At 74.8% G+C, this 13,771-nt stretch carries 8 protein-coding genes; 4 read left to right on the forward strand and 4 right to left on the reverse strand.

Annotated elements, in window-relative coordinates:
- Positions 1-183 precede the first annotated feature (183 nt).
- Positions 184-1,440, reverse strand: coding sequence for a type VII secretion-associated serine protease mycosin (mycP, locus tag ABEB09_RS07805; protein ID WP_345688444.1), 1,257 nt, complete (start codon positions 1,438-1,440; stop codon positions 184-186).
- A 15-nt stretch (positions 1,441-1,455) separates the two neighbouring features.
- A complete protein-coding gene (gene eccB / locus ABEB09_RS07810; RefSeq protein WP_345688446.1) occupies positions 1,456-2,988 on the reverse strand; it encodes a type VII secretion protein EccB in 1,533 nt (510 codons plus the stop codon).
- A 182-nt stretch (positions 2,989-3,170) separates the two neighbouring features.
- Here eccB and eccE point away from each other — a divergent pair, with 182 nt between their 5' ends.
- The 4 genes from eccE to ABEB09_RS07830 all read left to right on the forward strand — a co-directional run bounded on the left by eccE (position 3,171) and on the right by ABEB09_RS07830 (position 9,037).
- The gene (gene eccE / locus ABEB09_RS07815) at positions 3,171-4,541 is read left to right on the forward strand and encodes a type VII secretion protein EccE (RefSeq protein WP_345688448.1); all 1,371 of its coding nucleotides are present in this window, start codon (positions 3,171-3,173) and stop codon (positions 4,539-4,541) included.
- Positions 4,541-5,248 carry a hypothetical protein gene (locus tag ABEB09_RS07820; RefSeq protein ID WP_345688450.1) on the forward strand — a complete coding sequence of 236 codons (708 nt, stop codon included), beginning with the start codon at positions 4,541-4,543 and terminating at the stop codon, positions 5,246-5,248. The genes eccE and ABEB09_RS07820 overlap by 1 nt, the downstream gene beginning before the upstream one ends.
- Before the next feature lie 148 nt (positions 5,249-5,396).
- Positions 5,397-5,630: a DUF397 domain-containing protein gene (locus tag ABEB09_RS07825; RefSeq protein ID WP_345688452.1), complete on the forward strand. Its 234-nt coding sequence runs from the start codon at positions 5,397-5,399 to the stop codon at positions 5,628-5,630.
- Positions 5,631-6,046: 416 nt separating this feature from the next.
- Positions 6,047-9,037: an SCO5717 family growth-regulating ATPase gene (locus ABEB09_RS07830; RefSeq protein WP_345688454.1), complete on the forward strand. Its 2,991-nt coding sequence runs from the start codon at positions 6,047-6,049 to the stop codon at positions 9,035-9,037.
- 109 nt (positions 9,038-9,146) lie between these two features.
- Here ABEB09_RS07830 and ABEB09_RS07835 read toward each other — a convergent pair whose 3' ends face one another.
- Both ABEB09_RS07835 and ABEB09_RS07840 read right to left on the reverse strand, forming a co-directional pair.
- On the reverse strand, positions 9,147-10,100 hold the full coding sequence (locus ABEB09_RS07835) for a bifunctional riboflavin kinase/FAD synthetase (protein ID WP_345688456.1): 954 nt from the start codon (positions 10,098-10,100) through the stop codon (positions 9,147-9,149).
- 49 nt (positions 10,101-10,149) lie between these two features.
- Entirely contained in the window at positions 10,150-13,770 is a 3,621-nt protein-coding gene (locus ABEB09_RS07840; protein WP_345688458.1) for a serine protease, read from the reverse strand.
- Position 13,771 lies beyond the last annotated feature (1 nt).

A 13,771-nucleotide genomic window follows, 5' to 3' on the forward strand; every position in this document is an offset into this window, starting at 1 on the left:
GCTCCGGCAGTCATACATTGCGATCGCCTTCTTGAATTTTTTCGACGATCGCACAGGTGACACTCTATCCAGTGCCTCTGACAGTCCCAAGTGCCTTACCTGTTACGGCATCACGCGACGTCACACGGTTCGCCCGCCTTCACTTGGGACGCGCCTCGCGTTTGTGCGGTTGCAATGGCCGCGTCAAGCGTTGCCGCCCGCTCCCCGTGCCCGCCTGCGGGCGTCGCGTACGGCCACCGCTCCGCCGGCGATGCCGGCGACGAGGACCGTGCCGCCGACGATCACGTACGTGGCGAGGCGCGCGTCGCGTTGCTCCGGGGTCTCCCCCAGGTGGAGTTCGGCGGGCGTCGGGGCCTCGGCCCTGGTCACGCCCTCGCGGGCGACCGGGGCCTCGATGGGCTTGTCGTCCTCGGTCAGCGCCCGTACGGGATCGACGACGCCCCAGCCTACAAGGCGGTCGTGGCCGGCGATCGACCGCTCCGCGGTCTGCTGGATCTGGGCGACGATCTGCTTCTGGGTCCAGTTCTTGTGCTTGCCCTTGATGAGGGCGGCGATCCCGGCGACGTACGGGGCGGAGAAGCTGGTGCCGTTGTCGGCGCAGTGGCCGCCGCCCGGGACGGTGGAGATCATGTCGACGCCGGGTGCGGCGACCCCGACGAAGTCGCCGGACTGCGAGAAGGCCGCGCGCTCGTTGTTGCGGTCGGAGGCCGCCACGGCCAGGACGCCCTCGTACGAGGCCGGGTACGTCTTCTTGACGTTGCCGTCCAGGCCGTCGTTGCCCGCTGAGGCCACCACCACGATCTGCTGGGCCAGGGCTTTCTCGACCGCTTGGCGCAGCAGAGGGCTCGGCTCGATCGCGTTCGCCGTGTCCTGGGAGATGTTGATGACATCGGCCTTCTGGTCGATGGCGTACTCGATGGCGTCGGCGAGGGTGGCCGCCGTACCGTTGCCGTAGGCGTCGTTCTGCTGGATCGGGATGATCGTGGCGTCCGGGGCGAGCCCCGCGAAGCCGGTGCCCTTCATGGGGCGGGCGGCGATGATGCCGGCGACCTTGGTGCCGTGGCCCACGGTGTCGGTGGTGCCGTCCTCCTTGCCGCGCTCCAGCTTGCGGTCGTGGTCGTCCTTCGCGTCCTTGGGGATCAGGTTCTTCCCCGCCTTCACGTCGACGGCCGGCTTGAGCTGGGGGTGCTTCACGTCGACGCCGGTGTCGATGACGGCGACGCGGACGCCCTTGCCGGTGGACTGCTTCCACAGTTCGTCGAGGAGGACGCGCTGGAGCGCCCAGGGGCGTCCCTCGTAGTTCTTGTTGGGGAAGCTGCACTGGGTGGGCGAGTCCGCCACCGCCGGGGCCGTGGGCAGGCCGGCGAAGCACAGCACGGTGGCCGTGAGGGTCGTCGCGGCGGCGGCCGGGAGGCTCCTGCGCCGGTGGGTCTGCTTCATCTCCGTACGGCTCCTCTACGAGCCCTGCGGCTGGCGGGCCGCCGCGGTCGACAGGCGGGGTCCCGTGGGCAGGAACGCCGACCAGGCGGCGGGGACGGGCAGCGGCTCGACGTCCTTGTAGCCCAGGCGGTTCTGGGCCTGCTGGGCCTCCTGCAGGCGGGCGCGCTTCTCGTCCTCGGAGCCCGAGGAGCCGATGCCGGAGTCGTTGGTGGCGCTGTCGCCGTTGGACTGCATGGCGTAGCGCAGGCCGGTGTCGGTGACGAGGAAGAGGAAGCCGGTGTCGGTCGTGGAGCCCTTAACCTGGCGGAACAGCTGTCCCGTGCCCGGCGTGACGTAGGCGCTGCTCGATCCGGCCGGCAGGATCGCCGGGAAGTCGGTGCCGGCCCAGGTGCTGAGCGTGGTGTTGCCGTTGTCCTCGTCGACCTCGCGCAGGACGTTGCAGACGGTGTTGCGGGCGCCTTCGTCGGTGGCGGCGGAGTTCACCGGCTGCGGGGCGTGCCGGGGCCAGTTCTTGTCCTTGCCGAAGCCCTCGCCGGGCTGGAAGGCGGCGGCGCTCACGGAGGTCGCCTGGCCGTTCTGGCCCAGCTGGATGAGGTCGCGGCTGTTGAGGAGCAGCTTCGCCATGAAGTCGGACACGGGAGCGACCCGGCCCTTCAGCACCACGTACTGCTGCTTGCGGGTGCCGTCGGTGGCGGTGAGCACCATGCCGACCTTGTTGGCCTCGGGCTGGAGGTCACCGGGGACACCGGCGTCCACGCCGGGCTGGTCCGGGATCCTGGGGAAGGAGATGGGGTCGCCCTTGTGCAGGGTGGCGAGCCATCCGGCGGAGACGCGCTGCGGGGCGCGGCCCTGGCCGACCAGCTGACGCAGCAGCAGCTCGTCCTTCTCGACGGGGTACGCCGTGCCGTCGGCGTCGACGACGTAGCGGGTCCGCTCGGGCGCCGGGCCCTCCACGTACAGCAGTTCACCGCCGCGCAGCCGGTTGCCGCCCTCGGTCTTGTCCTTCTCGCGCTCGGCGAAGACGAAGGCCGCCTTCTGAATGGCCCGGCCGCCCTCCACGGGACGTTCACAGACAGCCCAGCGCTTGGCGGTTCCGGCTTCCTTCGAATCGGGAAGGCGGTCCGGGGCGTAGGGAATGCCGAGAGTCGCGCCGTGCGGGATCTTTCCGCTGTCGAGAATGGACTCGTCGACGTTGATGACCTGACCCTTGTCAGGATTCAGGAGAAGTTTTGCGGAGGACATGTTGAGAACCGGGTGGAGCTGCTTCTTGCCGCCGGTCTCCAACACCACATAACGCGTGGTCGACTTACTGGCGATGATGACGTTTTCACCGGCCATGTCCCATTTCTGGGGAGCGACCGGGCGGAACATTCCCCAGGCGCCGAACACCGCGAGGATCACTACGCCGATGATGACGCCGGGAAGCACCGCACGCAGCGGACGCGGCGCGCCCTCCTCCGAGCCCGTGGCGTTCGGCTGGAGGAATTGTGCGACGAGTCTCCGCTTCGCGAACGTGTAGGCGTTGAGTTCATCCCGACGTGATGCCATCTGTCCGCTGTCCCTCTCCCCGCTGGGCCGACCTTTTCCCCTGTTCCCCAAGGGGCGGCCGCCGTCGTACCGCCCCCCTACTATGCCTGCTGACGCCTGGGCCCCCGTGCTCAGGTAGGGTGATCGCCCGGTCAACGCCCGTAGGAAATTGGCATTTACGGACACGAGGGGGCAACGCGGCGATGCGTACGGCGACGCGAGCGCGCACAGGGCGCTCTACCGGACCACGCGCCGCCGGTTCCCAGGGGCAACGCCGGCAACAGGGCGGATCCGGTGCGGGCTCCGGCGGCCGACGTGCCGCGGGGCGCCGCTCCGGAGGTGCCGCGGGCGCGGTCTCGGCGCCCCGCCCCCTGTCCCGGTTCAGCCGCGTCGGCCCGTTCCAGCTGCGGCAGCTCGTCCTCGTCGAACTGGCCCTCGCGCTGGGCGTGATCGGTCTCACCCTCGGCGGCCTGTGGCTCATCCCGACCCTGACCGCCGGTGTGCTGCTCCTGCTGCTCGCCGTGCTGCGGCGGCGCGGCCACGCCGTACAGGACTGGCTGTCGTCGCTGGCGGCCCTGCGCTCCCGCAAGAGCGCCGCCGAGCCGGCGGCCGTGGACGTGGACCCGTCCCTCGCCCCGATCGTCGAGAGCGTGCCGGACCTGCGGCCCCACCCCTATATCGACCGCAAGCGGCGGACCGTCGGCATGCTCGGCGACGGCTCGTTCCTGACCGCCGTCGTACGCGTCGAGGCGAGCGGCGCCGCGCTGCGCCCCGCGTTCGGGGCGCGCACCCTGCCGCTGCCGCTGCTGGGCAGCGCCCTGGAAGTCGACGACATCGTGCTGGACTCGGTGCAGCTGGTCCAGCAGGTCCGCTCCGCACCGGCGCCGCACCTGCCGCAGCAGGCGGTGGCCCGGCTCTCGTACGCCCCGCTCCAGCAGCGCACCGGCGCCCCCGCGCTGCGCATGACGTGGGTGGCGCTGAAGCTGGACCCGGAGCGCTGCCGGGAGGCCATCGAGGCCCGCGGCGGCGGCCTGGAGGGCGCGCAGCGCTGCCTCGTACGGGCGGCGGACCACGTCGCGAGCCGCGTCATGGGAGCCGGTTTCGACGCGGTCGTCCTGGACCAGGAGGAGCTGAACTCCACCATGGCCACGGCCGCCTGCTCCAGCCCCCGCCTCGCGGCCCGCGCGCACCGGCCCGACGCCACGCCCCAGCGCCGTACGCTCGAAACGCCCCGCGTGTGGCGGTGCGACGACCGCTGGCACACCACGTACGCCGTGGGCCGCTGGCCCGAGCTGGGCCGCGGCGGCTCGCCGCTCGCCGAGCTGGTGTCGCTGCTGACGGCCACCCCTGCGTACGCCACCACCTTCAGCCTCGCCATGCGCCGCGGCTCCCGGCAGGGCGCGATGGACCTGACCGGCTACGTCCGTATCACCGGAGGCTCGGACACCGAACTCATCGGCGTGCGCCACGCCCTGGAGCAGGCGGCCCGGTCGGCCAAGGTCGGACTCGTACGGCTGGACCGCGAGCAGCTGCCGGGCGCGCTGGCGACACTCCCGCTCGGAGGGACACAGTGATGTTCGGGACAGGATCGACGCGCGGGCTGCTCGGGCCGCGCCACGCGGGCCACAGCGTCGCCCTGGACGCCATGGACGCCCTGTCGCTGCCGGTCGGCGACGACGGCGTGGTCATCGGCGACGACGCCGAGGGCAACCCCCGCATCGTCGGCTTCCACCGCTCGACGCCGTACGACGTCCTGCTGATCGGCGGCCTGTGGACCGCCCAGGTCCTGGCGCTGCGCGCGGCGGGAACGGGCGCCCGGGTGGCCGTGGAGACCGGCCGCGCCCCGGTGTGGACCTCGCTGGCGCACGCCGCCGGTGCGGGCCTGGAGTGCATCACGCTCCACGACGTCGGGCGGGTGCCGCCGATGGGCGCGACGGTCGGCAGCCCCGTGCTGGTCGTGCGGGACTGCGGCATGCGTCCGCCGCGCGGGCGCGTGGTGTCCTCGCCGTGGCAGTCGGTGCTGACGCTGCTGCCGTACCTGAGCCCGGTGGCGCCGCGCCTGATGCGCTCCTCCACCCTCGTGGGCGTCCAGCGGGTCTCCCCCCAGGAGGCCGAGCAGATCGGGCGCATACTGGGGCTCTCCCGGGCCGAGTACGAGGCCCTGCCGACCCTCGCGGACGGCGTCACGCTCTGGTGCGCCGGGCGCGAGCGGCACTGGGTCATGACGACCGCCACCGACGCCGAGACGGGCCTGCTGGGCGTCGCCCGCCGTATGGACTGAGCCCGCGCGCCCCTCTGGCAGACGCGGGGCCGCCCTGTCAAGTGCTCGCGGCGGGGGCGGAGGTGCTGGCCTAGGATGCCCGGAAGTGACGCGGATCGCAGTCGTCCGGCAATCGTTCATCCCGCCGGTTACTGAAAGGACTTGGGCCATGGGCAGCGCGAAGGAGAAGGACGAACTGTACGCCCTCGACATCTCCGGGGTGGAGTGGCACGGGGCGCCCGGCACCAGCCCCGACGAGGAGCGCGTCGAGATCGCCCACCTGCCCGGCGGCGCCGTCGCCATGCGGTCGTCGCTCCAGCCGGACACCGTCCTGCGGTACACCGAGGCCGAGTGGCGGGCCTTCGTGCTCGGCGCGCGGGACGGGGAGTTCGACCTGAAGTGAGCCGGCGAGGCCGCCTGCGCGCGGCCCGCCCGCCGGTGAAGTACCGGGGACTCCCCGCCTGTTGTCCAGGGCCGGGGAGTCCTGTGCGTCCGGTGCCCTCCTCCAGGGCTCCGAGACCTGATTGTTGAGGAGCCCGCACCTCTCCTTCCGTACCGGTATGGGCGTTTTGATGTGGCCCGTCATCACCCTCCGGTGTGGGTGTGTCACATGCGGGTGATAGACGTCCTCCTGGACGGTCCACGACCGGCCGACGGGCCTGACGCGTGGACGCGGTTGGCGATTAGGGTGGTAAGTCGCGGCACGAGGCCGCGCACAGTGCGCGGCGCCCCACGGGGGAGAGCCGGGCGGACGGACGACAGGAACGGTCGCCCCCACCCACGACGGCACAAGGGTGCTCGACCACACCAGGAGGCAAAGTGAACGGCGATCGGGACGAGATCCGCGGGGGTTGGAACACGCCTCCCGTCGACGATCAGTCCGACGCGGACGCCGCCGAGATGACGGGTGAGTTCACCATCGACTACACCCCGCCCGCCTGGTACACGCAGAACGCGGCGGACTCGGGTACGGCGGCCGGCGCGGGGACCGCGGCCGCACCGGGTGCGACGCCGCCGCCTCCGCCGCCGCCGAGCGGGCAGCCCATCGCCGTTCCCGGACTGCCGCCGGGCAGCGGATTCCAGCCGAACTGGACGGGTACGCCGGCGGCTCCGATGGCTCCGGCTCCTGCGTCTCCTCCCGCTCCTCCCGCTCCTGTGTCTCCTGCGGCTCCTGTGGCCGCGCCTGCCGTCCAGGCTCCCGATGTTCCGGCCCCCGTCGCCCCGGACGCTGCCGTGGCGCCGGAGACGCCTGTCGCGCCCGCCGTGGCACCCGCGCCCGCGGACGAGGCTCCGGCGGACGGCGGCCGGGTGGCCTCGGAGCCGTTCGGCGGGGGTGACGTGGAGAGCGGCGCCACCATGCGCTTCTCCCCCGCCGCGCTGAAGCGTGAGATGGCCGAGCTGGCCGCGAAGGCCGAGGCGGAGAAGGCGGAGGCGGACGCGCAGACGCAGCCGCAGGCCGACGCCGAGGGCGCTGCGGACGGAGCCGACGGCGACGCGCAGGCGTCGGACGATGCCGCTGCGGACGCCGCCGCGTACGCCGCACCCGCCCCCGAAGGCGGCGACGAGGCGAGTGACGCGGCCGGGACCACAGACGCGGCCCCCGTCGCGGGTGACGGCAGCGGCGACGTGACGCCCGAGGCCGTCGCGCCGGACGTCGACGCCAACGCCAACGCCGTACCGCAGGACGCCGTTCCGCAGGACGCGGCGCCTCAGGACGCGGCGCCTCAGCTTCCCGTGCCTCAGCTCCCCGCGCCCCAGGACGCCGCGCCCGCCGCCGCCGCGACCGCCCAGCCGTGGTCGCCGCAGGCGGAGCCGGCCCAGGGCGCACCGCAGGGCGCGGGGCTGCCGCCCCTGCCGCCCGCCTTCCAGCCGGCCGCGCCGACGGGCGCCCCGCAGTGGCCCGTTCCGGCGCCGTCCGCCGACCAGTCGGCCCCGCCCACGCCGCCGGCCGCGCCCACGCCCGGCTGGCCCGCGACGGCGCCCGCCGCTCCCCTACCGCCGCAGGCTCCCGACACGCCCGCGCCGCAGGGCGGTTACGGCTTCCCGCACCCGGGCGCCGCGCAGCCGACGCCCGCCGTGCCCGCGCAGCCGCAGGGCGGTTACGGCTTCCCGCACCCGGGCCAGCAGAACCAGCCCGGCCAGCCGCAGGGCGGTTACGGGTTCCCGCACCCCGGCGCCGCGCAGCCCGCCCAGCCCGTGCCGGCACAGCCGTACCAGCCCGAGCAGCCGCAGGACGGCGGCTACGGCTACGGCTTCCCGCACCCTCAGGCGCAGGCCCAGCCGCAGCCCCAGGCGCACCCGCAGGCCCAGCCCCAGCACCCGGTTCAGCCGCAGGCACAGGCCCAGCCGCAGCCCCAGCCGCAGCCGCCCGTCGACCCGCGTGCCGGTGCCGCCTGGCCCACGGCGGTGACGCACGACCAGCGCGAGCGCTCGGTGCCGGGCGCGCCGCTCGGCTACACCGCGGCCGTCGAGCTCTCCTCCGACCGCCTCCTGCGCAACAACAAGCAGAAGCCGAAGAGCAGCCGCAACCCGTCGGCCGCCTCCCGGTTCAAGCTCGGCGGCAAGAAGGAGGAGGCGGAGCGGCAGCGCAAGCTCGACCTGATCCGCACGCCGGTCCTGTCCTGCTACCGGATCGCGGTCATCTCCCTCAAGGGCGGCGTCGGCAAGACGACCACCACGACCGCGCTGGGCGCCACGCTGGCGAGCGAGCGCCAGGACAAGATCCTCGCGATCGACGCGAACCCGGACGCCGGTACGCTCGGCCGCCGCGTGCGGCGCGAGACGGGGGCGACCATCCGTGACCTGGTCCAGGCGATCCCGTACCTCAACTCGTACATGGACATCCGCCGGTTCACCTCCCAGGCGCCCTCCGGTCTGGAGATCATCGCCAACGACGTGGACCCGGCCGTCTCCACCACGTTCAACGACGAGGACTACCGCCGGGCGATCGACGTGCTGGGCCGCCAGTACCCGGTGATCCTCACCGACTCGGGCACCGGTCTGCTCTACAGCGCCATGCGGGGCGTGCTGGACCTCGCCGACCAGCTGATCATCATCTCCACGCCGTCCGTCGACGGCGCCTCCAGCGCCTCGACGACGCTGGACTGGCTGTCCGCGCACGGCTACGCGGATCTCGTGCAGCGCTCCATCACGGTCATCTCGGGTGTCCGCGAGACCGGCAAGATGATCAAGGTGGAGGACATCGTCCAGCACTTCGAGACGCGCTGCCGCGGGGTCGTCGTGGTGCCGTTCGACGAGCACCTGGCGGCCGGTGCCGAGGTCGACCTCGACATGATGCGGCCGAAGACGCGTGAGGCGTACTTCCACTTGGCCGCGATGGTGGCCGAGGACTTCGCCCGCGCGCAGCAGGCGCAGGGGCTGTGGACCGGCGACGGCCAGGGCGGTCTGCCCCCGCAGATCGCACCCCCGATGCCGGGCCAGGCCATGCCGGGGCAGCTGATGCCGGGCCAGCCGATGGGCCAGCCCATGCCGGCCCAGCCGCCCGTCCCGGGTCAGCCCGTCCCGGGTCAGCCCGTGCCCGGTCAGCCCATGCCGGGCCAGTACGCCGCCCAGCCGCCCGTGCCCGGCCAGCCGTACGCCGGTCAGCAGCCCGTACCGGGCCAGCCGATGCCCGGACAGCCGTACGCGCCCCAGCCCGGCCAGCAGGCCCAGCCCGGCGTCCCCCCGCAGGGCTGGCCCCAGCAGCCCGCGCCCGGCCAGGCGGCGCCGCAGCCGGACCCCAACGCGCCCGTCCCGCCGCCCGCCGGCTGGCCCCAGCAGCCGCCCCAGCAGCAGCCGCCCCAGCAGTAGGGCCCGCGGCACCGCCCGCCAGGGCGAGGGCGCCCGTACGAAAGGAGGGCCCCGCACCGTCACCCGGTGCGGGGCCCTCCGTCACATCGCCTCGCGCGAGAACGTGCCGCTACTTCGCGTCGTACGCCTCGGTCAGCTCCCGGCACTGCTTCACGTCGTCGGCGATCGCCTCGAGCAGCGCCTCGATCGAGGCGAACTTCTGCTGCCCGCGCACGTAGGCGAGGAAGTCCACGGCCACGTGCATCCCGTACAGGTCGAGTCCGACGCGGTCGATCGCGTACGCCTCGACGGTCCGCTCCGTCCCGTCGAACTGCGGGTTCGTGCCGACCGAGATGGCCGCCGGCATCCGCTCGCCGTCGGCGGTCAGCCAGCCCGCGTAGACGCCGTCGGCCGGGATCGCGGTGTGCGGCAGGGTCTCCACGTTCGCGGTCGGGTAACCCAGTTCGCGTCCGCGCTGGGCACCTCGCACGACGACGCCCTCGACGCGGTGCGGGCGGCCGAGGATCTCGGCGGCGCCGGCCACGTCGCCCCCGGCGACCAGCTCGCGGGCCAGCGTGGAGGAGAAGGGACGGCCGTCGCCCGCCTCGCCCGTGACGTACAGGTCGACGACCTCGACCTCGTAGTCGTACGTCGCGCCCAGCTCGGCCAGGTAGGCGACGTCACCGGCGGCGCGGTGGCCGAACCGGAAGTTGGGGCCCTCGATGACCGCGCGCGCGTGCAACTTGTCGACCAGCACCTTCACGATGAAGTCGGCGGGCGACAGCTGCGAGAACTCCTTGGTGAACGGCAGGATGAGCACCGCGTCGACGCCCAGCTCGGCCATCAGCTCGGCGCGCCGGTGGTGCGGGGCGAGCAGGGGCGGGTGGCTGCCGGGGCGGACGACCTCGGAAGGGTGCGGGTCGAAGGTCACGACGACGGCCGGGAGGCCCAGCTCGCGGGCGCGCTCGACGGCGCGGCCGATGATCAGCTGGTGACCGCGGTGGACCCCGTCGTAGGAACCGATGGTGACGACGCTGCGCCCCCAGTCCTGGGGAATGTCCTCCATGCCACGCCAGCGCTGCACTGTGACCGCTCCTCGCCCGAACCCGTGTACGTCAGTACGTGATGACCCATTACGCAGGTCTAAGGGTGCCATGCCCACGCCGCTCGGCCCGCATCGGCACCGGGCTGGGGACGGGCAGCGGGGCGGCCAGGCCCTCGACGGTCCGCCGGGCGCTGGGTCCGACGACGGCCGCCCATTCCTGCGGGTCCCGGGCCAGCCAGCCGCTGACCAGCAGGGCGAAGCCGGGGACGTCCCGGGCCAGCTCGACGAGCCGGCGGTCGAAGCAGGTGGCGCCCTCGGGCGTACGGATCAGCAGCGTGCCGGTGCGGAGCACCAGCTCGCGGGTGCGGGCCTCGGGGCGGCCCGCCGCGCCCAGAGCGGCGGCCCGCAGCAGCGCGTCGGGCACGGCGAGGTCCCGGCACGCGTACTGCTCGTGCTCCAGCAGGACGTCGAGGAGTTCGTCCCGCAGGGGGCGCGAGGCGGGCGAGCCGGGCGCGGCCAGGACCGCGGCGAGCGCGCCGCGGACCTCCACGGGGTGACCGCGCAGGAGGTCCGTGACGAGCGGGAAGACCACGGAGCGCGCGGCGGGGCCTTGTTCGAGCCGCCGGTCGACGTAGGCGGCGGCCAGTGTGGCGCCCCCGGGGTGGCGGTCGACGTACGCCAGGACCAGCGCGGCCGCCCGCCGGGCGAGGGCCGGGGTGCGGACGGCGGCGAGCGCGGCCAGGACCTCGGCGGCCCCCGAGCCGTCCCGCAGCCGCGCCCCGAACGCGGCCAGGACGGGCTCGGGGTGCGTGGTCAGGGCCACGGCGAGCGCGTCCGCCGGCAGCCCGCGCGCACCGGACCGGAACGCGGCCAGCGCCTGCGGGAGGTAGCGGCGGCGGGTGTGCGGGTCGCGTACGAGGAGGGCCAGCGCCGGGCCGTGCAGCGCGTGGTCCCCGGGGCGGGCGAGCAGGGCGAGAGCGGCGAAGCGCAGCAGCTCGCGGTCCGGGTCGGCGGTGACGTGGGCGGCGGCGAGCCGGGCGTACGTGGCGGCCGCCACGCGCCGGGCGGGGAGCAGGTCGTCGTGGGCCCACCGGTCGACGGCGCGGCACAGGGCGGACGGCTCGTCCTCCGCGAGGGCGGCGAGCAGTTCGTCGGCGCGGGGGTGGGCGGTGCTGACGAGCGCCTCGCACAGGTCGTCGACGGCGAGGTGCCGGTGGGTGTGGAGGAGCGCCTGCGCGACCCCGGCGACGGTGGCGTGCACGCGGGCGTCCGGCCCGGCGGGCAGCGGCCGTTCGTCGGTGAACCAGCGGCACAGCAGCGGCTGTACGCCACGGGGGTCGGCGGCCAGCCGCTCGGCCACGACGTCGAGGTGGCGGAGCCGGTCGTGGGCGCCGGGCGGGCCGTCGGCCGGGAGGAGGCGGCGCAGCAGGTCGAGCCGTTCGTCCTCGCCGACCCGAAGCCGGGTCCAGAACCAGGGCCCGAAGTCGTCCTGGCCGCCCGCTCCGGGTTCCGCCGATGCGGCGTGCTGCGTGATCCGGTCGGCCAGCGAGCGCAGCACGCCGAGGTGGGGCCGCGCGTCGCGGACCCTGAGCAGCACCTCGCCGAGCAGCCGCCGCGCCCACCACGCGCGGTCCCCGGTGCCTTCGACCGCAGGCTGGATCAGGGTCTCCAGGCGCCGGGACAGGGCCGCCGGGCCCTGGGTGCGGTCCAGGAGGAGCAGCGCCTGGACGACGGGCCCGATCCGGTGGCGCGGGAGCGGCTGGGGGGCCGGAGGGCAGCCGGTGTCGCGGTGGCGCTGGGCGGGGACCAGCGGCCCGGTGGCCGGCGCGTGGCCGGCGGCCCGTGCGGGGAGCCGCTCGGGCTGCTGCCCGGTCCCGTGGACGAGGGCGTGCAGGGCCGCGTCGACGTCGAGGTGGGCGCCCTGGATCCAGTCGGCGGGCTCCTCGTGGGCGAACCGGTACCCGGAGCCCGCCGGCACGAGCAGCCCCTCGGCGAGCACGGCCGAGGCCCAGCCCGTGCTCCACGGGAACAGCTCCTCGAAGGCCTCCCGGTCGAGGGCGCCGTGGCCGGACCCCAGGCAGCGGCGTGCCGCCTCGTGGGTCTGGCCGGCCACGCGGACCGCCAGGCGCCGTACCGCCGAACCGCGCAGGGGCGGCCGGCACGCGGCGGCGATCCTCGTGGCCACGCGCAGGCACAGCAGGTCGAGGTGGGCGGCGAAGACCTCGTCCCGGCCGGGGACCCCGGGCGCCGTCCCGGGCGGGGCGGCCGCCCGTACCTCGGCGAGGAGGCGCAGCGTCAGCGGGTGGCGGGCGTCGGCGGCCGCGACGGACGGGGCGGGGAGCCCGTACCGCTCGCGCATCAGCTCCGCCTCGCCGGCGGTCAGGTCGCCGATGGGCACGGCGTCGGGCAGCCGCTCGACAGGCGCGGCCGGGCGGTGCAGCGTCCCCGCGGGGTGCAGTGCCCCGGCCCGCTCCCAGTGTTCGGGGCGGCAGGCGACCAGGAGCCGTACGCCGTGCGTCCGCAGCCAGGCGACCGTTCCCGAGGTCCAGTCGGCGAGCCGGTGCGCCAGGCGGGGCGGCATCTCCTCAGGGCTGTCGAGGAGGACGAGCAGCGGCCGGTCCGCGTCCCGCGCGAGCCGTGCGACGCGTTCGGCCGTCGGGGCCGAGCCCCCGTCGCGGGGCGCGGGGTAGGCGCTCCAGTCGGCGTTCGAGGCGGCGACGATCCGCCCGGCCTGCCACAGGGCGCGCCCGACGGCGTCGGCGACGGAGGTGTCGTCGGCCCGCAGGTCCGCGCCGCACAGCCAGACCGTGGGGCGCGGTTCGGCGCCGCGCGCCCGGCGGGCCGCGAGGGCGGCCAGCTCCGTGGTGCGGCCGGTGCCCGGTGCGCCGACGAGGGCGCAGACCAGGGTGTTGGGGGAGGCGGCGAAGGCGTCCAGTTCGCGGGCGACGGCGGGGCGGGCGACCGGGTCGGGCCGGGGGGCGGTGCCGCCGGGCCGGCCCGGGAGGCCCGGGAGGCCGGCGAGGGCCGCGGCGCCGCTGCTGGTGGCGGTCAGCTCCAGCGCCCCCGCGAGGTTGAGGTCGCGGCCGTGGGCGGGGACGGTGGCGGCGTTGCGCCGCAGCAGGGCGGCGAGGGGGCCGTGCGGGTCGCGGGCCGCGGCGGGGGTGAGGGGCAGGGCGAGGCCGGCTGCCCGGTGGTCGGTGTGCAGGGCGGTGCCCAGGACGGCCAGGACGGTGCCGGTGGTGGCGTCGAGGACGGGACCTCCGGCGGCCTCGCCGCCTCGGCGCAGGGCCTCGCGGCCGTCCGTGCCGATGGCGAGTTCGAGTGCGTCGCCGACGGCGTGGAAACGGTCGGTGGCGGTGTAGGTGACCTGGGCGGTGCCCAGGACCCTGGCCTCGCGCCAGCCGTGCGCGTGGATGCGTACGTATGTGCCCGTTCCCACGCCGGGGCGGACGGCGATGGGCAGGGGGCGTACGCCGAGCCCTTCGCCGCGGATGAGGGCGAGGGCGTCGTCGGGCAGCGGCGTGATGGCGTCGGCCCCGGCCGCGCAGCTGCGGCCGCCGGGTCCGTGGAGGACCACGGACCGCAGGCCGTCCACGGTTTCGTGGCTGGTCACGACCGTGCCCCGGTCGTCGGCGACGAAGCCGGTCCCCCGTGGCCGGCCCGCCTGATCACAGATCCGTACCAGTGTGGCCCGGTCCCCGCTGTCCATG

The sequence above is a fragment of the Streptomyces coeruleoprunus genome (assembly GCF_039542925.1).
In the GTDB taxonomy this organism is placed as follows: Bacteria; Actinomycetota; Actinomycetes; order Streptomycetales; family Streptomycetaceae; genus Streptomyces; species Streptomyces coeruleoprunus.